Here is a 22490-nt window from a genome sequence, read left to right on the forward strand (position 1 = left end):
GGAGGGGCCTTTGTTATTCATAGCAATCAAAAATGATAGGCTGCCCCTAACCCTAATCCTGAGTTGAAGCTGGAGCTAAACAAGCTTCCGGTAGTTTTGTTTTCAGGTGTGGTAGAGTGATCGGTAATGCTTTGCGTTATCCACTGTATTGACCCCAGGCTAATGTTAATTGCGATGTGACGGGTTGGGAAAAACGCAAAGTTTGGACTTAAGGAAACAATGTTTTCTCTAATATCCATAGGATCTTTGCTGTCAAAAGAAGCAAGTACGCTTTCTGACAATAGCGGGAAGAAGGAAAACTTGTCTGTAATTTGAAAGTAATAACGCACCTCTAATCCACCCCCAATCATTTTTCTTTTAACGATGCTACCGCCGCTATAGCCTGGTCCGGCAACATAAGCAGTATCTTTCATGTAACTGTACATGGGCGTAATGCCAATAGCCCAGTGCTCGTTAATAAATTTGCCAATAGTTGGAGATATCTCAAGCTGCCGGTTTGTTGTATTGCTGCCAAAAGCTCCATTCGTTTTTTGGGTAAGATAACTTACGCTGCCGCCCAGATATAGCGTTCCCTTTTGGGTTTGGGCTTTAGCAAATAAAACACAGATGATGAAGGCTAGGGTTAAGGTGATCTTTTGCATGGTTTAGATATTAAGTTTTGGTAGGGTAAGATAGATAAAAAAGCCATGCTGCTGAGAGAGCGCAACGGTGATTAGCCATGTCAAGAATTAATGGTATTGATTATAAGAGGATTATTATTCAGAAACAGACGAATACTGGGGGGCTAAATGCAGCTTTGTTTTAGTTTGAATTTGTTAAGCCGACGCCTGTTTCTTTCTAATGCCAGCTAGTAACCCGCCGATTTAGATCTTAAATTGTCAATCACCAATTGATCATGTTACTTCCCAAACTCTATACTCACCGAGTCCGGATACAGTAAAGTAAGATGCTTGTCATCCAGTTTCTGAATCACAAATTTGGTGTAAGGTAAGTTGCCTTCAAACGAGGTAAAAATGGTATCGCCTTTAACAAAGTAATCCTCAGTTACGGGTGGCTGTCCGGTATCTTCGGTAAAGGTTTTATCGGTAATTTTTAGTTTGGTGCTGCCGTCGGCTGTTTTCCATTCGCCTTTAAGTTTTGGATTTGATTTAGATCCGCAGGCCGAGAGCATTAGCATGGCAGCAAGGCAACTGAAAGAGAATAATGTAAAGGGTTTCATGATGAGATCAGATTGAAGTTTAAAAAATCAGGTGGTTGGTGGTAGCGAAGATTAGCGGTTGAAGACTAAAGATTAGGATAATTTACATACCACCAATCTCTAATCTTCAATCCTTAATCTTTATCATCAATGCTTGTTTCTTAAGCGAGACTTAGCAATATATACGTGGTGGCCTTTTTTATCCACGTAAAAATAGCGCGAGTGTTTATCAATGTAAACCGCTTCGCCATTAGGGGCTACTTTGCCTTCGTATCGTTTATCGGCAACAACAGCGGCACCTTTAGACGCCAGTTCTGATGTTTTATGGCCAACATTTGTGGCGGCATGGCCAATGCTATGGCCAATTTTTTTTACGGTTTGTGCCTGTACCTGGCTTGCTAAAAGCAGGCCCGCGGCAAACAATACCGTTGTGAATAGCTTTTTCATAACAGGGTAAATTAAGTGTTAACAATTAACTTAACTCAATTGCTCTGCCAAATGTTTCATTTCTAATGCAGGTGGGCGTTTTTGATATAAAATAGCGTAAACCGCCTCGCAAATAGGCATAAAAACTTTATAGTTTTTGTTTACCTGGTGTAGGCAATTTACTGCATAATAGCCCTCGGCAACCATGTTCATCTCCAATTGGGCCGACTTTACCGTGTAGCCCTTGCCAATCATATTGCCAAACGTACGGTTACGGCTAAATTGAGAATAGGCGGTCACCAGTAAATCGCCCAGGTAGGCCGATTCTTTGATATCACGGTCAATAGGGTGCACGGCCTCCACAAAACGTTCCAGCTCGCGGATGGCGTTAGAGATGAGTACCGACTGGAAGTTATCGCCATAACCTACGCCGTGACAAATGCCGCTGGCAATGGCGTAAACGTTTTTAAGTACGGCGCCATATTCGGTACCGTAAATATCATCGCTCACAATGGTTTTGATGTACCGGTTGTTAATCATTCCGGCAAAACAAGCCGCCAGTTCGGTATCAGGCGAAGCAATAGTAAGGTAGGAGAGTTTCTCCAGTGCAACCTCTTCGGCATGGCAGGGGCCGCTTAATACCAGCAGGTTACTGAATGGGATGTTGTATCGCTGATTTAAAAATTCACCAATAATCAGGTTTTCATCAGGTACGATACCTTTAATGGCCGATACCACTTTCTTGCCCGCCAGATCTTCAGGGGTAATATCTGCCAGCGCTTCTTTCAAAAAGGCCGCCGGTACGTTAAGCACAATAAATTCGGCCTGACTAATAATATGTTTTAGATCTGTACTGATGTGCTGTGCCGGTATACTTACCTCTACCGAGCTAAGGTAGTTGGGGTTATGCCTGAAACGTTCTATGTGTTCTGCCTGCGTTGCGCTGCGCATCCACCAGTAAATCTCTTTCGGGGTGGCGTTGTCAGTAAGCATTTTAATATTGGCAGTAGCCCAGCTGCCGCCACCAATAACCGCTACAGTATTTTTGTTAGTATGCATTTATTCTAGAATATCAACCGGGCGCAGGTTGTTTGCAACCCGGAAGGACAAAGTAATGAAAAATATTATACTGTGGGAGCAGGGAATTTGCGATTTGGGTTAGCGAATGGTGTAAGATGGTTTGGATCGTGTCATGCTGAGGAACGAAGCATGACACGATCGCAAATAAAAAGCGCCATCCAGCAAAGAATGGCGCTTGTAAAATATCTAATTAACTGATCTCTAATTCCTAGCCTTACTTCTTATCCCCGCTATACAGGTTCGATTTATCAACCTTTTCTACTTCCTGTTTATCTTTCAGGGTTTTGGAGATGGCTTCAAACGGACCTGCAACCACTTCTTCGCCGCCTTTCAGGCCTGAGAATACCTGTATATAAGTGTCATCCTGAATGCCGGTAGTTACAGGCACTTGTTTCACTTTGCCGGCATCGTACACAAACACATAAGTTTTTACCTGTGGGGTGTTGGTGGTTTTTGCCTTATCGTTCTTAGGAGCAGATTTGTCTACGTCTTTTTTTGCTTTAGTGCTATCCTCACGGGTAGTTACAGACATGATGGGTACCGAAAGCGCCCTGGCTTTGTTGGTATGAATGTCTACCGTAGATGTTAATCCCGGACGGAAAGGCGATGGGTTTTTAGCATCTTTCTTCATTACATTAGCGTACGATGTGGCATCGATACGAACCTTTACGGTAAAGTTAGTCACCTGGTCTGCATTGGTGCCCACCACATTGGCCGAGCTGCCAATCTCGGTCACCACGCCTTTAAATTTTTTACCGTTGAAAGCATCGATCTCGATATCAGAAGAATCGCCGATGGCTACGCGGTTAATGTCGTTCTCGTTTACGTCAACGTTTACATCCATGGCGCTCAGGTCAGATATAGTCATAATCTCGGTACCGGCAAATTGCTGGGTACCCAGTACGCGCTCGCCTTTCTCTACCGATAGTTTTGATACCACACCATCAACCGGGGCATAGATGCTGGTTTTAGCCAGGTTATCATTAGCCTCTTTAACAGAAGCGGCGGTTTGGGCCAGGCCGTAACCTGCACCGGTTAAGTTTTGTTTGGAGGCTTCCAGCGATGCTTTGGCACCGGCATATTCGGCACGGGCGGCATCAAACTCAGATGCGGTGAGTACTTTGGCTTCATACAACTCTTTGCTGCGTTTGTATTTGGCGGCCACATTATCAAAAGTAGCTTGCGCCTGCGCCAGCATTTGTTTTGAATTGCCCACGCTGGCTTTTTGGGTGTTGTATGATGCCACGGCACGATCATATCCCGATTGCAAAATATCAGGCCTGATGCGGCACAGCAGCTGGCCTTTCTTTACCACATCGCCTTCTTTAATAGGTAACTCTACAATCTCGCCCGATACTTCCGGACTGATCTTTACCTCAACCTCCGGTTTGATCTTGCCGCTGGCAGATACCGTCTCGGTAATATCGCGTACGACGGCTTTTTCTGTAGCTATTTTTGTTTTGGCTGGCTTGCCAATTACGCCCGTCACCTTAAGTACGATGAGCAGCACAACTAAAACGCCGAAGCCGTAAAGAATATATTTGGTAGTTTTTCCCATGTGATGGTTAAGCTTTAGTGTATTATAAAAGTATGGGTTTGCCCAGGTAATAGTCAATCACCTTACTGCGGAAGATCATCTGGTACCGGGCCTGTATCATATCGTTTTGTGACTTATTAAGATTGGTGAGCGAGGTGTTATAATCAAGCGAATTTACCAGTCCCACGTTATAACGTTGCTGTATCACATTAAAAGCATCTTTGTTGGCCTGGTAAGTTTGCATGGCCGATTGATACTGGTTACCCGCTGCACGCGCATCCAATACCGCCTGATAAATAGTTTTAGCCAGGTTGTTTTTGGCCAGTTGAGTGCTCACCTGTGCGTTGGCAAAATTGATCTTTGCTTTTTTTACCGAAGTATGCGCGTTGAAGCGATTAAAGATCGGTATCTGTAAACTCACACCCACGCCTTGGTAAAAGTGATCGCTCAGCTGTTCGCCAAAAGGATAGTAAGCGGTTTGGCCATTGGGTAAAAACTTACGGTTGGCATCAGAGTAGTTAGAACCTATCTGCGAAAAAAGCGCTAATGAAGGGAAGTAACTGCCTTGAGCAACCCTCACGCCCTGTTTATAAATAGCCTCTTGTGCTTCGGCCAGTTTAACATCGGGGTTAACCGTTAGGGCGGTTTGTAAAATCTCGTCTGCTGCAAACAGGGTTTGTACGTCGGTAATCTTACTTATGTCCGGGCGTTCAACATCAATATGGGTTGATGGGTCCATCTCCATATATTGTTTTAGGACCAGTACAGACAGATCCAGCTGATTTTGTGCGTTAGTAAGATTCAGCTCTGCGGTTGAAACGCCTGCTTTGGCTTGCGAGAGGTCGGCCAGGGTTTGGTTGCCTACCTTAAAGTTGATATCAGAGCGATTGAGCGTTTGCTTGGCAATATCCAGTTGCTGATTGGCGGCGTTTACCAGATCCTGGTTGGTGAGGATCTGCAGAAAGTCAACAATGACGCTCAGCACCAGATCGTTTTTGATTTTGGCCGTGTTTGATTTATCGGCATCAACAACCAAACGGTTCTGAATAATCTGGTTGCGTAGCTGCCCGCCCTGGAAAAGCGTAACCTGTGCCGTTACCGATCCATTAACCAGAAAGGTGGTTTGATTGGCCGTGTATTGATAGGTGGTAGGGTCAAGGCTTCGGCCAAAGTTATAAGATGCCTGCGGCGATGAGCTGACCGATGGCAGCATGTTGTATTTGGCCTGTTTAAGATTGGCATCATCCAATGCCTCACTAAACTGAGCCTGTTTTATGGTGAGGTTGCGCTCTAGCGCCAGGTCGACCGCCTTTTGCAGGCCAATTTTTTCTTGCGCGTTGCTGGATAATGCTGCACACAAGAACAGAGCGCAGGCAACCGGAGTAATTTTTGATTTAAAAAATGCGCTCATCATATGGTTGTGGTACAGTCTGAAGGTTTTTGCATAAATAAGCGTTCGAAATTTTGACGGTAATAACAGACTACCTAACTTAGATCAATGTACTTTTTTAAAACCCCCTGGTTACTAAAAAAAATATATCCTGCATTAACATGGAACCGTACCCGGGGAGAAAAAGTCATTTATCTTACCTTTGACGATGGCCCTATCCCAATTGTTACACCGTTTGTTTTAAATATTTTAAAGCAATATAATGCAAAAGCCACGTTCTTTTGCATTGGAGATAATGTTAAAAAACATCCGGAGGTTTTTAATGAGGTGAAGGCCGGGGGGCACGGCATAGGTAATCATACCTTTAATCATTTAAAAGGATGGGTAACTGATGATGATACGTATGTTGCCAACTTTTTAAAATGTGATGAGTTGTTGCATACATCATTGTTCCGGCCGCCGTATGGGCGGATCAAGCGCTCGCAGGCGGACAAGCTGCGCGGGGTGCGTCCGGAGGTGCAGATCATAATGTGGGATATGTTGAGTGGAGATTTTGATTTGAACCTCGACCCGGAAATTTGTTTGAAAAAAGTAATTAAGCATACGCAAAACGGCTCGGTAGTCGTTTTTCATGATAGTCTGAAAGCGTTTCCGCGATTGGAATATGTGTTGCCCCGTGCGCTGGAATATTTAAGCAAGCAGGGCTTTTCTTTTAAGGCTTTGGCATAGCCGCAGGGTACATAGTGTATCGGGCGGCGTTAAAAGCAAGCGGCGGATAATAGCCCGCTTATTTGGAAGCGCTTGTTTTTAAGGTTTTATTTACCTCAATTAAACAATAATTATTTGTTGCGATTGGGTTAAATGTGTTAGTTTTGTACCGTTTTACAGATTGGTTTTACATGGATCGTCTCAATTATATCAATAGCGGAAACGCCGCTTATATTAACTCCCTTTACGAAGCTTATCAACAAGATCCCGAATCGGTTGATTACGGATGGCAGAAATTTTTTGAAGGTTTTGATTTTGGCAGGGACAACCCTGCTGCCGGCGCTTCTTTTGAGGGTAGTACCCCAGAGCATGTGCTCAAAGAAATTAATGTGCTGAACATGATTAACGGCTACCGTAGCCGTGGTCACTTGTTTGCCAAAACTAACCCGGTGCGCGAGCGTCGTAAATATTTCCCTGGCAGGGAACTGGAAACCTTCGGCCTTACAGATGCCGATATGGATACCGTTTTCAATGCCGGTGTTGAAATTGGCCTAGGCCCGGCAAAACTGCGTGATATTCGTGAGATGCTGGAGCAAACTTATTGCGCCGCCATCGGTACAGAATATACTTACCTGCGTAACCCTATTAAGGTAAAGTGGTTTCAGGACAGGATGGAGCCTGGCCGCAACACGCCAAACTTTAGTGCCGACGAAAAGAAGAAAATGCTGAGCAAGCTGAACGAGGCTGTAATCTTCGAAAGCTTCCTGGGTACCAAATTCCTGGGTCAGAAACGTTTCTCGCTGGAAGGTGCCGAAGCATTGATTCCTGCCCTTAACTCAGTTATCCTGAAAGGTTCTGAGCTGGGTATTGAGGAGTTTACCATTGGTATGGCTCACCGCGGTCGTTTGAACGTGCTGGCTAATATCATGGAGAAAACTTACAAAGAGATTTTCTCTGAGTTTGAAGGTAAAAACTACGACCTGGACTCACCATTTGGCGGCGACGTTAAATATCACCTGGGTTACTCAACAGATATTGCTGCACCCGGTGGCAAAAAGGTACACCTGAGCCTTTGTCCAAACCCGTCTCACCTGGAAGCAGTAGATCCGGTGGTTGAAGGTTTGACCCGCTCTAAAATTGACTTTAAATATGAGGGCAACTACTCTAAAATTGCCCCTATCCTGATACACGGTGACGCTTCTGTTGCCGGACAAGGCATTGTTTACGAGGTATTGCAAATGGAGCACCTGGAAGGTTACCGTACAGGTGGTACCATCCACCTGGTGATCAACAACCAGATTGGTTTTACTACCAACTATCGCGATGCCCGCTCAAGTACTTATTGTACAGACGTTGCTAAAACCGTACTGTCGCCGGTATTCCACGTAAACGGTGATGACGCTGAGGCTGTGGCCTACGTAATCAACCTGGCTATGGAGTACCGCCAAACGTTCAATAGCGATGTGTTCATCGATATCCTGTGCTACCGTCGTTTCGGTCACAACGAGTCTGACGAGCCTAAATTCACCCAGCCGGTATTGTACAAAGCCATTGAGGGACACGCTAACCCGCTGGAAATTTACAAAGGCAAACTGATTGCCGAAGGTGTGGTTACTGCAGATGACGCGAAAAAACTGGAAGCAGATTTCCGCGCCGTATTGCAGAAAGACCTGGACGAAAGCAAATCGCTGGAGCGTTTTACCGAAAGCAAACCAATGTTCCTGGGCGCATGGCAAGGCCTGCACCTGGCAACAGAGAAAGAAATGTCGGCAACGATGGATACTGCCGTGTCTGAAAGCGAACTGCTGGAAGTGGGCCGTAAACTGACCGAGTTGCCAAAAGATAAAAACATCTTCAAAAAGATTGAGAAGCTGTTTGATGATCGCCGTAAAATGGTTGAAGAAACCAAAACGTTTGACTGGGCAATGGGCGAGCTGATGGCTTACGGTACCTTACTGAAAGAAGGCCACCCCGTGCGCCTGAGCGGTGAGGACGTAAAACGTGGTACTTTCTCACACCGTCACGCGGTAATTACCCTGGCAGATTCTGAAGAAGAGTACGCCCCGATCAGAAGTATTGAAGGTGCTGCTAAATTCTCTATCTATAACTCCCTGCTGTCTGAGTACGGTGTATTAGGTTTTGAATACGGCTACGCACTGGCTAACCCACATGCTTTAACCATTTGGGAAGCACAGTTTGGCGACTTCTTTAACGGTGCGCAGATTATTATTGACCAGTACATTGCCAGCTCTGAAACTAAATGGCAGCGTGGTAACGGTTTAGTAATGTTATTGCCACACGGTTTTGAAGGTCAGGGCCCAGAGCACTCATCAGCACGTATTGAGCGCTTTATGGAGCTTTGTGCCGATAATAATATCCAGGTGGCTAACTGTACCACGCCGGCCAACTTCTTCCACATCATGCGTCGTCAGCTGAAACGTGAGTTCCGTAAGCCGTTGGTGATCTTCTCGCCAAAAAGCTTACTGCGCCACCCGGCCTGCGTATCGCCTATCAAAGATTTCACCGAAGGCAAGTTCCAGGAGGTGATTGATGATAGCTACGCTGATGCAAAGAAAACTAAACGCGTATTGTTTGTATCTGGTAAATTATACTACGAGTTACTGGAAAAACAACAGGCTGATAAACGCAAAGACGTTGCCATTGTGCGCGTTGAGCAGCTGTATCCAACTCCGGTTGCGCAGATGCAAAAAGTTGCGGCTAAATACAGCAATGCCAAAGAGGTGTACTGGATTCAGGAAGAGCCTGAGAACATGGGTGCATGGCCATACATGCTGCGCAAGTTCCGCAACAGCGGCTTAAACCTGGATATGATCTCTCGTAAAGAGAGCGCCAGCACCGCTACCGGTTATTCAAAACAACACACCCGTCAGCAACTGTACATCATTGGTAAAGCCTTTGAATCTACAGCGGATGGCAGCGTAAAAGATACAGTAACAAAAACTGCCGACAACATGTCAAAAGTTGTGGCAGATTAATTTTAAGTGAGTTGTGAATAGTGAGTTGTGAGTGGAAAGGGGTTAAATAGAACCTTACTACTCACAACTCACTATTAACAACTCACCACTCACAAAAGACAAAATACACTACTTAACAATATGAGTTTAGAGATCAAAGTTCCGCCGGTAGGCGAATCGATAACCGAGGTAACCCTTTCGCGCTGGATCAAAAAAACAGGCGATGTTGTTGCGATGGACGAAGTGATAGCCGAGCTGGAATCAGACAAGGCCACTTTTGAGCTTACTGCTGAAAAAGACGGAACTTTAACCACCTTGGTCGCAGAAGGTGATACCCTTTCTATTGGGGCTCCTGTTGCAAAAATTGAAGAAGGCGCGGGCGCTGCTGCCGCAGCTCCAGTAGCAGCTGATAGTAGCAGTAGCACTCCGGTTGCTGCTGCAGAAACTACTACTGCCACTGCTCCTGCTACTTCAAGCACTATTGATATTAAAGTTCCGCCGGTAGGTGAGTCAATCACCGAGGTTACCCTGTCTCGCTGGATCAAAAAAGACGGCGATCAGGTAGCGATGGACGAAGCCATTGCCGAACTGGAATCAGACAAAGCTACTTTTGAACTGACTGCTGAGCAGGCAGGTACCCTGAAAACCATTGCTAAAGAAGGTGATGTGTTAGCTATTGGTACTGTTGTTTGCCAGATTGCTGCTGGTGCCGGCGCTGTTGCTGCCGCACCAAAAGTTGAAGCTGCTGCCGTTGCTGCAGGTGCTCCTGCCGCTCAAAACTCAGCAAGCTATGCTGCTGGTACCCCGTCACCTGCTGCCGGTAAAATACTGGCTGAAAAAGGTGTTGATCCTGCATCAGTAAATGGTACAGGTGTTGGTGGCCGCATTACTAAAGCCGATGCCATCAGCGCACAAAAAGCTAACGAGAACCCACAAGGTCGTGTTGAAGGTGCTAAAATACCGGTACCATCTGTACAAGCTACACCTGCTGTTAAAGCAGACGCACGCGGCGAGCGCAGAGAGAAAATGACCTCATTACGCAAAACCGTTGCCCGCCGTCTGGTAGCCGTTAAAAACGAGACTGCCATGTTAACTACCTTCAATGAGGTGGATATGGCGCCAATTATGGAGCTGCGTGGTAAATACAAAGACAAATTCAAAGAGAAACATGGCGTAGGTCTTGGCTTCATGTCATTCTTCACCAAAGCCGTTACCGAGGCGTTGAAAGAGTGGCCTGCCGTTGGTGCCCGCATTGAAGGCGAAGAAGTAGTATACAGCAACTTTGCTGATATCTCTATCGCTGTATCAGCACCAAAAGGTCTGGTGGTTCCGGTAATCCGTAACGCTGACGCAATGAGCCTGGCTGAGATTGAGAAAGCTATTGTTGCCCTGGCTGTTAAAGCCCGCGAAAACAAGCTGACACTGGACGAAATGACCGGCGGTACCTTTACTATTACCAATGGTGGCGTGTTCGGTTCAATGATGTCTACTCCAATCATTAACTCACCACAATCTGCTATCCTGGGTATGCACAACATCGTAGAGCGCCCTGTTGCCATTAACGGGGAGGTAGTAATTCGCCCGATGATGTACCTTGCCCTGTCATATGATCACCGTATCATTGACGGTCGTGAGTCTGTAAGCTTCCTGGTGAAAGTAAAACAACTGCTGGAAGATCCTGCAAGATTGTTACTGGGTGTTTAATTTGATTTAAGATTCCGGAAGTTCGATTTCGGATTTACATAAGAGCCCTGGCTGATAGCCGGGGCTTTTTTTGTAGCATTACTACATCATCCCATTATGTCATTGCGAACGAACGTGCAGGGGCTGTGTTGAGGAGTGAGGAGAAATCTTAGCCCCCATGTTTATGGATGCCTGCTAAGTAGATCGTATATAAGTATGGGGGCTAAGATTTCTCTTCCGCTCCCGCACTCAGCCCTTCCCTCGTGCTCATCGAAATGACATGAAGGTAAGAAGAAAACGAGGCCATTCCCTTAAAAATCAAAAACCCAGCCATGGCCGGGTTTTTAACTTTGTTTGTTTAGTGGTCAATACAGATGACTTTGGCTGACTAACGGACGGGTAGCCGCCACCTGTATTAATTAGTGTCCGTAACACAAAAGAATATCTTTTTTAAAATCACAACAACCAGTAAAAAGATATTTTAATAACCTCAACTTTGACGATGCAATGATAGCGTATTTGCTCTTTTCAAGCACATTTTATCAATAGCACTATCGGTGCGTTTGGTAGCACTATTTGGAAATCGGTTTAAACATGTTTGTTTAGGCCGACTGCTGTCTGAAGGTTTCTGGCGTGATGCCCGCCTGCTTCCTGAAAAAGCGGCTGAAGTAGGAAGGTCCCTTGAAACCAAGCTCGTAGGCTATTTGTTTGATGGGTTTTTTACTATGGCTTAGCTCGCGCTTGGCCTCAATAAGGGTATAATTATAGATTAGCTGACTTACGGTGATGCCCATCTGCGCTTTCACAATTTGGTTAAGACGCTTGCTGCTCACCCCAATTTTATCGGCATAAAACTCATTGGTTTTCTGGTCGCGGAAATGGTCGCTCACCAGCCGGAACAATAGTTGCAAGCGCTCGTTGTAAAAGCTGCGACCACCGTCGCCATCTGTGCTGATGCGAAACAGGTGGGTAAGAAAAGCTTCGGTATACCAGTGCAGCAACTTCAGGTCATTATTAGCGTGGTACTCGCGCTCCATCAGCTCAAATAGGTAATTCAGTTCAGTGAGGCAGCCCTCCGGAATGTACAGCGCGTTATTATTAAACGGCACAAACATCAGGCGGTATTCACTTTCCTCAATCGAGTCAAAAAACCATCGGTCAAAAACAATTACGTTGCTTTTTATGAAGTGGTTGGGCAACGTATGTACCTGGTTGCGTGCAATTAAATAAATGCTGTTTTTATGGATGGGATAAGAAACAAAGTCTATATAATGTTGCAACTCGTTATCTTCCAGAAACCACACAATGGCATAAAAGTCAAGCCGGTGGCTGGGCACAAACTCGTCAAACTTTAACAAGTGCCCCTGCGTAGCCACAAAGTTATGGCCAAGGCTATGCGAAATTATTTCCTGGTCTGGCTTCATACCTGCGGTAGCTGATCAGGGCTAAGTTACAATCCTTTTGTGTATTAAACCAATCGCTTCATAGAGCTAATCACGCCCAGGTGTAAGCCGTCATGAAAAGGCAGAAATTGCACGGCTTCGTGGACGTTGGTAATGGCAACACCATAGCGGGTTGTCCACGGGGTGTAGTTATCAAATAGCTCGGTTGTTAAATCGGCCTCCAATTGATCAAGTGTCGAAGTAAAAAGTGTTTGAATAATGGCCATATCATCGGCGCCAAACTCGCGCTCAGGCCTGGTGCCGCTTTTATAAAGATCCCAAAACGCAACATCAACTTTGAGATCCACTCCTCCGCGCAAATAGCAAATGTTTTGTTGCGATGCTACCATGTGGCCCAGGTTCCAGGCAATATTATTGTTGAAACCAGCCGGGATACGATTCAACTGCTCTAAAGAAAGTTCAGTAATCATGCCCAATAAAAACCGGCGGGGCTGACGTATAAGATCAATAGCGTTATTCATGGTAGTAGATGATTAAATTTCTGTGATCAATTTTTTATAAACGGCAATTCGGTCGGCATGTAGTCCCTCATGAAATGGGAGATAGCAAAGCACGTCGTTAACGTTGTTCAGTTCGATATCATGACGATTAACCCAAGATGTGTAACCAGCAAAGTAGTTACTGTCCAGATCTGCCTGTAATTGATGCAGGGTGCTAATGAGGAGCTCCTTTATTTCGGTAATTTCCTCGTCACCAATAAATCGCTCAGGCTTGGTGCCCGGTGCGTACTCTTCCCTCATCTGGGCAGTCACCCGCATAGGTGCATTAGCGCGCAGGTAACATAAGCCCTGCTGGGCTGATACCAGGTGGGCTAAATTCCAGATAATATTGTTTTTGAAGCCTTGCGGAATGTGGTTTAATTGTTCGGCGTTGAGGTCATCAATACCGGCAATTAGTTTTTGTCGGGTTTTGATGAGGGTGTCTATAAGTTTGTTCATCGGTATAAAAATAGGAATTACCTCTCCTAAATCCTCTTCCAAAAGCGAGGTCTTCATAAAAAACTTTTTTTAGAGAAGAGTTGACGAGTAGGTTATTTTCCAAATTCAGCCAACCTTCATTTAACTGTGTGTAGCTTAGCGCGCCGTTTCTTAAAGGCCATCTCAAAAGGAGAGGGTTGGGGCGAGGTGATTTTATTTTACCTTTGCAGATCAAAAGCGAGCACACTCAACTAATGCAGGATATTGCGCTAAATAACCACAAAGCTTCAGACAAACCCATCTGGTATTTCCTGCTTTTGTGGACTATACTCAACATCATCCAGGCCGCCACGTTAGAGGTTCACCCCGATGAAGCTTACTACTGGCTTTACAGCCGGTTTATGGATTGGGGTTATTTTGACCACCCGCCAATGGTGGCCATATTTATCCGCGTTGGCGATGCCATTATGCATAATGAGCTGGGCCTGCGCCTGGTAACGGTGTTGGTAAGTCCGCTAAGCATTTGGTTGCTGTGGCAAACGCTTAAACCTTATGCGGTGAGCGCCAAATGGTTTATCCTGGTGGTATCGGGCCTGGTTATTTTGCACATGTATGGCTTTACCACCACGCCAGATGCGCCGCTGTTTTTCTTCACCGCACTATTTTATTATATCTATCAGCGTTACGTTGAACACGATAAAATGAAATGGGCCCTGCTGCTGGCCCTTATTATAGCCGGACTGCTCTACAGCAAATACCATGGTATTCTGCTGATTGGGTTTACGGTACTCAGTAACATCAAACTTTTAAAACGCCCTTCGTTTTGGTTGATTGTGGTGTTATCTGCAGTGTTGTTTATGCCTCATGTTTGGTGGCAAATGCAGCATCAGTATCCGTCGCTCAGGTATCATTTGTATGAGCGCTCGTCATCAGGTTATGATGTGTCGCGTACGTTACTTTACCTGCCGGGGCAGTTTGTAATGGCCGGTCCGCTCATCGGCTGGTTTCTTTTCGGCTTTACGGTGACTACTAAGATCAAGGATGCGTTTATCCGCTGCCTGATGGTCAACTTTATTGGTACCATCGCCTTTTTTATGCTGAGCACCATTAAAGACGATGTACAATCGCACTGGACGTTGATTGGCTTCGCGCCATTGATTTTGCTGGTGATGATCCGCTTTAGCCAAACCCAATATCAGCCGCGCTGGCTGATGCGGCTGGCGGTGGTTAATGCTGCGCTGATTGTTTTGCTGCGCATTGGCTTGATGGTTGGCGTGCCGTTCATTAAACAGAGCTCGCGCTTTCAAAGCTATTATGGTTATAAACAATGGGCGCAACAAGTAAAGCAACGGGTGGGCAATAGCTATGTAGTGTTCATCAGCGGTTTTCAGGATGCGTCTAAATATTGCTACTATACCAACAGCACCAAGGGCTTTGATTATGATGCACGCGAGTATCGACGCACGCAGTTTGATATCTGGCCTATTGAAGATAGCCTGCAACATAAACGCACCTATTACCTGCTGGATTTTCATGCACAGGGATCATTTCAACTGGATAGCTTTAAAACGGCACGCGGCCAATGGTACGGTACCTGGTTAAATGATACGCGCATGTATCAGAAAGTGGATATCCAGGCTGATAAAGGCAAGGTGAAAGCTGCACCGGGACAGAAAATCGTCTTTAACCTTACGGTGAACAACCCATACAATCACACCATCAGCTTTAAAAACGAAGGCTACCCGCATGAACTGGTGATGGCGGCCTGCTTTTTACAGGGCGACCAAAACACCGGCGGTGAGCAAGCCGGCGACGATTTTAACCGCATTACCTTAAAGCCCGGCCAAACCGCGCCTTACCGCTTTGTGGTAGCTGCACCAAAAACTAAAGGAAAATATGTGCTGGTGTTCTCTATCCGCACAACGCCTTTTCCCGGCGGGCGCAACAGCCGGGCTATAGATTTTACGGTTGAATAAACATCTCTTTTACTATGATTAAAAAATTATACCTCATTATTGCTTTTTGTGTGCTAACGGCCGGCAGTGCCATGGCTCAATCTGTAGATGTGCATTTTAATGCACTAGGCTTTCTGGATAACCACGAGTACAAAGAGTTTATAGATCGCTCGCACACCTACTCGGGCACCCGCACAGCGCTCGATTTTGGTTTGAAGCTCGATTCTGTTAACAGTTTTATTGTTGGTGTGAATGCATTGCATGAGTTTGGCGCCCGTGTGTTTTTTGGTAAGGTTGATCCGGTGGCTTATTACCAATATAAAAGCAGCAACTGGCAGTTCAATGCAGGTATGTTCCCGCGCGAGGGTTTGATTAGCGACTACCCGCGTGCGTTGTTGAATGATACGCTGCGCTACTATCGCCCCAATGTAGAGGGTTTGCTGGCGCAGTATCATGATAAACATTTTAAAGAAACCTTCTGGTTGGACTGGGTGAGCCGCCAAACCGCTACTGACCGCGAACAGTTCTTGTTCGGGGCATCGGGTAGATATTATCCAAAAGTTGATGGTAGCTTTTATATCTCGCACTATTTCCTGCTGCTGCATGATGCTGGTGCGGCGGTACTGTTGCCAAATGACCATATTAATGATAACGGCGGTGCACAGGTTCGCTTAGGTTTAGATCTGACCCACAAACAGCGCCTGTTCGACTCATTGACCGTTGAGGCCGGTGGCATGTTCTCGTTAGAGCGCTCGCGCGGTATTGATGGTTTCCAGACCCCAAAAGGTGTGGTGGCCAGTGCCTACTTTGGCTACCGCCGCTTTGCTATATATGACGAGTTTTACAAAGGCGAAGGCAGCCATATTGATTACGGCGACTCCTACTACTCGTTCCGTACCTATAACCGTGTGGACGTGATCTATACCCCGTTCCTGTTTAAAAATATCAAAGGGCAGTTTATCTTCAGCTTCCATCAAACAACCCAAAGCACGGGCAGCAACCAGCAGTCATTTAGGATTACTTATGACTTGGGCAGGAAGACGATTGCCAAGTTTAAGGATTGATGAATAGTGAGTGGTTGATTGAGTTGATTAAGTGAGTGGTTGAATGGGTATAGTATTTCGCTTCCAACTACTCACTTAATCAACTTAATACAACTCAATCCCCCCAATAAAACCTATCAAACACCGTTACCATAATCTAATCAAAACCCAAATCAATGAAACTAAAATTGTTATCCTTTACATTCCTCTTTTTCGCGGTCACGGGCGTGGCTTCGGCGCAGGTGAATGAGCTGAGTACCTGGGGAGCCTGGTTCCACACGCAGAAATTTTCTGAGCACTGGGGAATCATGTTCGACGGACAGTTCCGCTCGGCGCACCACGCTGCTTATTTGCGCAATGTGTTATTGAGACCCTCTGTGGCTTATCATTTCAGTAAAACCAAAAATGTATCATTGGGCTACGCTTATGTGGCTACCAATGGTCGCAACCCGGCAGGCGAGCATACCTTCCGTCCAGAGCACCGCATTTTTGAACAATTTATTGTAAACCACAAAGCAGGCACCAACACCAACGTGATGCACCGCTTTAGACTGGAACAGCGCTTTCAGGGCAAAACGGCCACACAGCCGGATGTGTTCTCTCAGCGTTTCCGCTATTTTGTTCGCGGTGTAATTCCGGTGAACAACAACCAGCCAACCTTTACCAAGGGTACCTTTGTAGCCCTGCAAAATGAGGCGTTTGCCAACGTGCAAAACAAAAATCAGGTAAACAAACATGTGTTTGATCAGAACCGTGCCTATGCGGCCTTCGGTTACCGTTTAAGCAAGCTGATGGATATTGAGGCAGGTTACCTTAATCAATACATTAAACAGGCCGAGGCTTACACCATTAACCATGTGGCGCAGGTGGCAGTTTATACCAGGTTTTAATGTGATAAGGTTAAGTTTGTAATTACAATCGCGTCATTTCGAGGAACGAAGCAGTCTCTGTACAGGCAAAGCGGATATGTAAGTCCGATTGTCCTTCGCAGAGATTGCTTCGTTCCTCGCAATGACGCTTTTATTTAGTAGCAGTTATCGTTTCGTAAAAGGCTTGTTTTTGTCTATTAGAATTTATATTCTTTCAATATCTCCGCTGCCCGTTGATGATTTCATGACGCTTTTTGGCGAGCCTGCATAATGGATATCGCCACTGCCTGATGAGTGTGCCATCAGGTTCTCGCTCACCCTGATGCTTACATCACCGGAGCCGCTGGTGCTTACGTTGGCAGATGCGGTAGACAGGTCACGGCCATCAAAATCGCCCGAACCTGATGTTTTTACCGAGCAGTTAGTAGCGCGTCCGCGTAGCTGGATATCACCTGATCCGCTTATCTGCGTGGTCAGCAGGTTTACATCAACCCTGCCGTCAAAATCGCCGGAACCGGAGATGTTTAGCGCCAGCCTATCAGCTTTTAGTCCGCTTTTAAATGATACATCGCCTGCACCACTCATACTGATGCCGCTAATATTGCGGACACTGATATAAATGATCATCTTACCATGATTGAAAAAGTTGTCCCAGTGGAAGCCTTTTTTCATATAGATCCTCAGTTCGCCATCACGTACCTCAGTAATAATGTTGTCAATTACTTTGGGAGAAGCGTCGACCTTTACAGATTCGGTACCGCCTTGGGTAATTACCAGGTCGCACGAGGTGCTGGAGCTAATGGCATGAAAGCCGGTCAGGTGGCGGTCCTGCACCTCGGCAGCAGCGCTTAAGCCAGCCAGCATAGCCAGAACAAAAATAATTTTAGCGATTGATTTCATGTTTGATGTTTGTTTAGTATAAGATGCGTTGGGGGAGCAACAGGTTGCACTAAAATTAAACTTTTTTAGCCATTGCTGATAAGCGCTATGGTTGTTCTGCTTTTATCTCTTCTGATTCATTTCGGCCTCAAGTTTCTTTTTAACTCTTTTAATTCCTTTTCAGAATTGTTAAATAATCAGGAGAGGGTGATTGCGATTTTAAACATGATGATATTGGTTTGGTTTGTATCTCAAATATATTGATTTACGGTATCCAAAACATTGTCTGAAATTGATATACAGCGCCTTTTGTGAAATAAATTACCTTTTAAAATATGTTTTTTGTCACAAAAACGTTATAGTTGCACGTTGTAACGCAAGTGGGCCTGGCATTAGTAGATGGTCAACTTTATTGATATTCATATATTGTAGGTATAATTGTTTAATTTTGCGCCATGATTCAAGGGATTATAGTAGCGGTAGTTTTTGCAGCAGCGTTGTTTTACCTGGGCCGCAAGGCTTATGCATCGTTGTTTGTAAAAAAGGGCTGTGGCGGTAATTGCAAATGTGGTGTTGATTTTTCTAACATTGATCCTACCAAACCAGTACACTAATAAACCGGTTCTCTTTCTTATAAATCTCTTTCGTTAAAACAATAAACAAGCTTAATCATTATAGTTCTTAATGGCTCATAAACAGGTTTTTCAAGCTGATAACCCCGGTAGATGGAACCGTTTTAAGTGGCTTAGCCGTATCATCATACTTGTACTAATTGGCAGTGTGATTGGCGCCATCATCACCATCCGTTCTACCCAGTACCCCGAACTGCCTAACCTTAACGCTGCTCCAAAAAAATTCTCAAAAGAAGATCTGGAATACCTGCGCAGTACACGCAAGTACAAAGCATTTAAGATTGATACCGAAAGGCTGGTAGAAATGCGCCGCAACCTGCAGTTGCATCGCCAGAAACATCCTAACAACAAGGCTCGTATTAACGTAGGCTTTTACCGTGCTTGGGAAACGCAGGCCTATACATCGCTGCAAGATCATATCTCTCGTTTGGATATGATTGTGAGCGAGGGTTTCACCGTTACCCCCAACGCAGACACGCTTACGGTGCGCATTGACACGGGGCTTGTTAACCTTAACCGGCGTTATAATAAGCCTATCCTCATCTCGCTTAGTAACTACATCAATATTGATAATAAAACCGGTGGGTTTGACAGCAAGGATGTTGTGCGTATTGTAAATAGCAAAAAATCGCGCACTACGTTTATCAACAGCATTGTATCCAAGCTGGTTAAATATAACATGCAGGGTGTTAACCTGGAGTTGGAGGATCTTAAGGATCGTAACACCCCTGGTTTTATCGCCTTTGAGAAAGAACTCTATGAAACCCTGCACGCCCAAAAATTCCTGGTAACGCAAAACGTTGCTGCCGATGACGAGGCCTACAATCTGGAGATGCTGCAGCATTATAACGACTATCTGTTTGTATTTGCAGTAGATCAGCATGGCGAGAATACTACGCCCGGCGATGTTGCCCACCAGCACTGGGTGGAGGAGATTCTGGATAATGTATGTTCAAGAATACCAAGCAACAAGGTTATTTTAACCATTGCCGGCGGCGGTTATGACTGGCCGGAGAACAGTGAGGGCCGGGCCGTGGGTTATCAGGAAGCGGTAAGTACGGCAAAAGAAAATAACAGCCAGATTGTGTTTGATCCGCAATCGGCCAATTTGCATTACAATTACATTGCGCAGGACGGCATTAAGCACACCGTTTATTTTGTTGATGCGGTGGCCAATTTTAACATCATCCGCATGGCTGATGATTGGGCTACCGGTGGCGTTGCCCTGTGGCGTATTGGTGTAGAAGACCCGCGGTTGTGGAGTTTCTTCCAGAAAAACCTGGCTATAGACATTCTGCGTAAAACAGGTATTGATACCGCTCAGCTTACCCGGGTTGGACTGAACAATCACATTGATTATGCAGGTGATGGTGAAGTGCTCGATCTGGTAACCACACCAGATACCGGCAAGATCAGTATTAAAATAGATCATAATAACTTTATGATCACCGATCAGAAGTACATCAAGCTGCCAACCAAGTACGTGATCCGTAAATATGGATATGCTCCTAAAAAGGTAGTATTGACGTTTGATGATGGTCCGGATCCTGATTATACGCCACGCATCCTTGACATTCTGAAACGTGAGCATGTACCTGCAGCCTTCTTTGTGGTGGGCTCTATGGTAGAAAAGAATATACCACTGCTACGCCGTGAGTTTGACGAGGGATACGAAATTGGTAATCACACCTACTTCCACCCGGATATTTCTACCATTGATACCCAGCGTGTAAAATTGGAGTTGAACGCTACCCGTAAGCTTATTGAGTCGGTTACCGGCAGAAGTACCATTTTGTTCCGCCCGCCGTTCAATGCCGATGCCGAGCCGCAAACGCTGGCTGAGGTTATCCCGGTGGCGCAGAGCAAGCGCCAAAGCTACATCAACATCGGTGAATCTATTGACCCGTGGGACTGGCAGCCTGGCGTAACTGCCGATAGCATCATTGCCCGCGTTAAGCGCGATTATAACAAAGGGTCAATGATCCTGCTGCATGATGCCGGTGGCGATACCCGTGAAGAAACCGTAAAGGCCCTGCCAGAGATTATCCACTTCTTTAAGAGCAAAGGCTACACGTTTACCACCATTGCCGATGTATTGGGCAAGAAAAAGGAAGACCTGATGCCGCCGATACATGATGACGCTAACAGCGGCATTACCGGCAGGCTTTATGATATTTTTATTGGCGGCTACTTTTATGGCTCGTGGATATTGGAGTACATTTTTGTTACGGCCATATTCCTGGCTATAGCGCGTATCATTTTTGTGGGGGTACTGGCGCTTAAACAATATTCAGATACCAAGAAAGAAGAGCGCAACCTGCCACCAGCCAGCGAGCTGCCGCCGGTGAGCATTATTGTGCCAGGCTACAATGAGGAGGTTACGGCCCTTAAAACCATCAACTCGCTGTTAGAAACAGAATACAGCGTCTACGAAATTATTTTTGTGGATGACGGATCGAAAGATAAAACCTTCGAGATTGTAAACAATGCCTACGGCGATCATGAGTCGGTACGTGTGCTTACCAAGCCAAACGGCGGTAAAGCATCGGCTCTGAACTTCGGTATCAGTCATGCCAAGTACGATTTTGTGGTTTGTATTGACGCCGATACCCAACTGAGTAATGATGCCATTTACCACCTGATGGCCTATTTTACCGATGAGGAAATAGGCGCAGTGGCGGGTACCGTTAAAGTGGGTAACGCCAATAACCTGATCACCCACTGGCAATCTATCGAGTACATTACGGCCCAGAATATGGACCGCCGTGCGTTTGATGTGCTGAACAGTATTACCGTGGTCCCTGGTGCTATTGGCGCCTTCCGTAAGTCGGCCATCTTTAAGGCGGGCGGCTTTACCATGGATACCCTGGCAGAGGATTGCGATTTAACCATGCGCATCCTGAAACTGGGCTATATTGTACGCAATTGCGATACCGCCTTTGCTTATACCGAGGCGCCGGAAACGCTGGAGGCACTGATGAAACAACGCTTCCGCTGGAGTTTTGGCGTAATCCAAAGTTTCTGGAAAAACAGGGACGCGCTGTTCAACAAAAAGTATAAATACTTCGGTATGGTGGGGATGCCAAACATCCTGCTGTTCCAGATCATCCTGCCGCTGTTCTCGCCGCTGGCAGATATTATGATGGTATTTGGCCTGTTCAGTGATAAGCCGGGCAAAATCCTGATCTATTACCTGGCGTTCATTGTGGTAGACTTGCTGGTGTCAGTCCTGGCCTTCCGCATGGAGAAGGAGGATTATAAGAAGCTGGTCTACATCATCCCGCAAAAATTTGCGTGGCGACAGCTGATGTATTACATCCTCTTTAAATCGGTTCGTCGCGCCCTCAAAGGTCAGCATAGCGGCTGGGGTGTACTGAAACGTACCGGTAATGTAAAATTGAAAGAAGCAGGGAAGAAGTAGGGATTATTTGTCCCATTGTTATTCCTAATCGTCATTGCGAGGAACGAAGCAATCTCTGTAAAGGACAGTCGGAAGTGTTAATCCGATCCGCATACGCAGAGATTGCTTCGTTCCTCGCAATGACGTGGATGAAACAATTGCTGATCAACTACTCTCTGGTCAAAAAAGAATTAAACCATTTCTCTCAACCCCAGTCCAATTATTGAACCAAACGATAATCGCCATGTGGATAATCAGAATATGTTGGAATTATTACTTCGGTCACCTGGATAGGTTGCAGGTGCAAGCGTGTCGTGCCGGGGTATATTAAAAAA

The 22490-nt window shown here is 45.7% G+C and carries 18 protein-coding genes; 8 read left to right on the forward strand and 10 right to left on the reverse strand.

Annotated elements, in window-relative coordinates; translation table 11 throughout:
• Positions 1-26 precede the first annotated feature (26 nt).
• The 6 genes from ABZR88_RS01500 to ABZR88_RS01525 all read right to left on the reverse strand — a co-directional run bounded on the left by ABZR88_RS01500 (position 27) and on the right by ABZR88_RS01525 (position 5655).
• Complete coding sequence (locus ABZR88_RS01500; protein WP_107829153.1) at positions 27-641, reverse strand: hypothetical protein; 615 nt, start codon at positions 639-641, stop codon at positions 27-29.
• 257 nt (positions 642-898) lie between these two features.
• Positions 899-1219 (reverse strand): hypothetical protein, encoded by a 321-nt coding sequence (locus ABZR88_RS01505; protein ID WP_146166557.1) that lies wholly within the window; start codon positions 1217-1219, stop codon positions 899-901.
• A gap of 126 nt (positions 1220-1345) precedes the next feature.
• Positions 1346-1645, reverse strand: a complete 300-nt coding sequence (locus ABZR88_RS01510) for a hypothetical protein (RefSeq protein ID WP_107829151.1) — start codon at positions 1643-1645, stop codon at positions 1346-1348.
• 30 nt (positions 1646-1675) lie between these two features.
• The gene (locus ABZR88_RS01515; protein WP_107829150.1) at positions 1676-2683 is read right to left on the reverse strand and encodes an NAD(P)H-dependent glycerol-3-phosphate dehydrogenase; all 1008 of its coding nucleotides are present in this window, start codon (positions 2681-2683) and stop codon (positions 1676-1678) included.
• 235 nt (positions 2684-2918) lie between these two features.
• Positions 2919-4262, reverse strand: coding sequence for an efflux RND transporter periplasmic adaptor subunit (locus ABZR88_RS01520; protein ID WP_107829149.1), 1344 nt, complete (start codon positions 4260-4262; stop codon positions 2919-2921).
• A 22-nt stretch (positions 4263-4284) separates the two neighbouring features.
• Positions 4285-5655, reverse strand: a complete 1371-nt coding sequence (locus tag ABZR88_RS01525) for a TolC family protein (RefSeq protein WP_107829148.1) — start codon at positions 5653-5655, stop codon at positions 4285-4287.
• 84 nt (positions 5656-5739) lie between these two features.
• Here ABZR88_RS01525 and ABZR88_RS01530 point away from each other — a divergent pair, with 84 nt between their 5' ends.
• The 3 genes from ABZR88_RS01530 (at position 5740) to odhB (ending at position 11018) form a co-directional block, all read left to right on the forward strand.
• Positions 5740-6360 (forward strand): polysaccharide deacetylase family protein, encoded by a 621-nt coding sequence (locus ABZR88_RS01530; RefSeq protein ID WP_107829147.1) that lies wholly within the window; start codon positions 5740-5742, stop codon positions 6358-6360.
• Positions 6361-6530: 170 nt separating this feature from the next.
• Positions 6531-9335: a 2-oxoglutarate dehydrogenase E1 component gene (locus ABZR88_RS01535; protein WP_107829409.1), complete on the forward strand. Its 2805-nt coding sequence runs from the start codon at positions 6531-6533 to the stop codon at positions 9333-9335.
• Positions 9336-9455: 120 nt separating this feature from the next.
• A complete protein-coding gene (odhB, locus tag ABZR88_RS01540; protein ID WP_107829146.1) occupies positions 9456-11018 on the forward strand; it encodes a 2-oxoglutarate dehydrogenase complex dihydrolipoyllysine-residue succinyltransferase in 1563 nt (520 codons plus the stop codon).
• A gap of 581 nt (positions 11019-11599) precedes the next feature.
• Here the strand turns inward: odhB and ABZR88_RS01545 are convergent.
• The 3 genes from ABZR88_RS01545 to ABZR88_RS01555 are packed head-to-tail and all read right to left on the reverse strand — an operon-like array spanning position 11600 to position 13398.
• Positions 11600-12421, reverse strand: coding sequence for a helix-turn-helix domain-containing protein (locus ABZR88_RS01545; protein WP_107829145.1), 822 nt, complete (start codon positions 12419-12421; stop codon positions 11600-11602).
• Positions 12422-12465: 44 nt separating this feature from the next.
• The gene (locus ABZR88_RS01550) at positions 12466-12921 is read right to left on the reverse strand and encodes a DinB family protein (protein WP_107829144.1); all 456 of its coding nucleotides are present in this window, start codon (positions 12919-12921) and stop codon (positions 12466-12468) included.
• A gap of 12 nt (positions 12922-12933) precedes the next feature.
• On the reverse strand, positions 12934-13398 hold the full coding sequence (locus ABZR88_RS01555) for a DinB family protein (protein WP_170113626.1): 465 nt from the start codon (positions 13396-13398) through the stop codon (positions 12934-12936).
• Between the two features lie 203 nt (positions 13399-13601).
• Here ABZR88_RS01555 and ABZR88_RS01560 point away from each other — a divergent pair, with 203 nt between their 5' ends.
• From ABZR88_RS01560 to ABZR88_RS01570, 3 genes are all read left to right on the forward strand, one after another.
• Positions 13602-15353, forward strand: a complete 1752-nt coding sequence (locus ABZR88_RS01560; protein ID WP_146166556.1) for a glycosyltransferase family 39 protein — start codon at positions 13602-13604, stop codon at positions 15351-15353.
• Positions 15354-15367: 14 nt separating this feature from the next.
• Entirely contained in the window at positions 15368-16396 is a 1029-nt protein-coding gene (locus ABZR88_RS01565) for a hypothetical protein (protein ID WP_107829141.1), read from the forward strand.
• Positions 16397-16551: 155 nt separating this feature from the next.
• Positions 16552-17265, forward strand: a complete 714-nt coding sequence (locus ABZR88_RS01570) for a DUF2490 domain-containing protein (protein ID WP_107829140.1) — start codon at positions 16552-16554, stop codon at positions 17263-17265.
• Between the two features lie 183 nt (positions 17266-17448).
• Here ABZR88_RS01570 and ABZR88_RS01575 read toward each other — a convergent pair whose 3' ends face one another.
• Positions 17449-18144, reverse strand: a complete 696-nt coding sequence (locus ABZR88_RS01575; protein ID WP_107829139.1) for a head GIN domain-containing protein — start codon at positions 18142-18144, stop codon at positions 17449-17451.
• Positions 18145-18578: 434 nt separating this feature from the next.
• Between ABZR88_RS01575 and ABZR88_RS01580 the strand changes: the two genes are divergently transcribed.
• Both ABZR88_RS01580 and ABZR88_RS01585 read left to right on the forward strand, forming a co-directional pair.
• Entirely contained in the window at positions 18579-18737 is a 159-nt protein-coding gene (locus ABZR88_RS01580) for a FeoB-associated Cys-rich membrane protein (RefSeq protein ID WP_107829138.1), read from the forward strand.
• A gap of 70 nt (positions 18738-18807) precedes the next feature.
• Positions 18808-22176, forward strand: coding sequence for a glycosyltransferase (locus ABZR88_RS01585; RefSeq protein ID WP_107829137.1), 3369 nt, complete (start codon positions 18808-18810; stop codon positions 22174-22176).
• Positions 22177-22490: the final 314 nt, after the last annotated feature.

Source organism: Mucilaginibacter yixingensis (genome assembly GCF_041080815.1).
GTDB classification, from domain to species: Bacteria; Bacteroidota; Bacteroidia; order Sphingobacteriales; family Sphingobacteriaceae; genus Mucilaginibacter; species Mucilaginibacter yixingensis.

Bases quoted from the DNA above. Each gene is read 5' to 3' on its own strand.
- ABZR88_RS01510 (WP_107829151.1), bottom strand. From the start codon at position 1,645: ATGAAAAAGCTATTCACAACGGTATTGTTTGCCGCGGGCCTGCTTTTA.
- ABZR88_RS01520 (WP_107829149.1), bottom strand. From the start codon at position 4,262: ATGGGAAAAACTACCAAATATATTCTTTACGGCTTCGGCGTTTTAGTT.
- ABZR88_RS01585 (WP_107829137.1), top strand. From the start codon at position 18,808: ATGGCTCATAAACAGGTTTTTCAAGCTGATAACCCCGGTAGATGGAAC.
- ABZR88_RS01505 (WP_146166557.1), bottom strand. From the start codon at position 1,219: ATGAAACCCTTTACATTATTCTCTTTCAGTTGCCTTGCTGCCATGCTA.
- ABZR88_RS01565 (WP_107829141.1), top strand. From the start codon at position 15,368: ATGATTAAAAAATTATACCTCATTATTGCTTTTTGTGTGCTAACGGCC.
- ABZR88_RS01575 (WP_107829139.1), bottom strand. From the start codon at position 18,144: ATGAAATCAATCGCTAAAATTATTTTTGTTCTGGCTATGCTGGCTGGC.
- ABZR88_RS01530 (WP_107829147.1), top strand. From the start codon at position 5,740: ATGTACTTTTTTAAAACCCCCTGGTTACTAAAAAAAATATATCCTGCA.
- ABZR88_RS01550 (WP_107829144.1), bottom strand. From the start codon at position 12,921: ATGAATAACGCTATTGATCTTATACGTCAGCCCCGCCGGTTTTTATTG.
- ABZR88_RS01500 (WP_107829153.1), bottom strand. From the start codon at position 641: ATGCAAAAGATCACCTTAACCCTAGCCTTCATCATCTGTGTTTTATTT.
- ABZR88_RS01515 (WP_107829150.1), bottom strand. From the start codon at position 2,683: ATGCATACTAACAAAAATACTGTAGCGGTTATTGGTGGCGGCAGCTGG.
- ABZR88_RS01545 (WP_107829145.1), bottom strand. From the start codon at position 12,421: ATGAAGCCAGACCAGGAAATAATTTCGCATAGCCTTGGCCATAACTTT.
- ABZR88_RS01555 (WP_170113626.1), bottom strand. From the start codon at position 13,398: ATGAACAAACTTATAGACACCCTCATCAAAACCCGACAAAAACTAATT.
- ABZR88_RS01570 (WP_107829140.1), top strand. From the start codon at position 16,552: ATGAAACTAAAATTGTTATCCTTTACATTCCTCTTTTTCGCGGTCACG.
- odhB (WP_107829146.1), top strand. From the start codon at position 9,456: ATGAGTTTAGAGATCAAAGTTCCGCCGGTAGGCGAATCGATAACCGAG.
- ABZR88_RS01525 (WP_107829148.1), bottom strand. From the start codon at position 5,655: ATGATGAGCGCATTTTTTAAATCAAAAATTACTCCGGTTGCCTGCGCT.
- ABZR88_RS01580 (WP_107829138.1), top strand. From the start codon at position 18,579: ATGATTCAAGGGATTATAGTAGCGGTAGTTTTTGCAGCAGCGTTGTTT.
- ABZR88_RS01535 (WP_107829409.1), top strand. From the start codon at position 6,531: ATGGATCGTCTCAATTATATCAATAGCGGAAACGCCGCTTATATTAAC.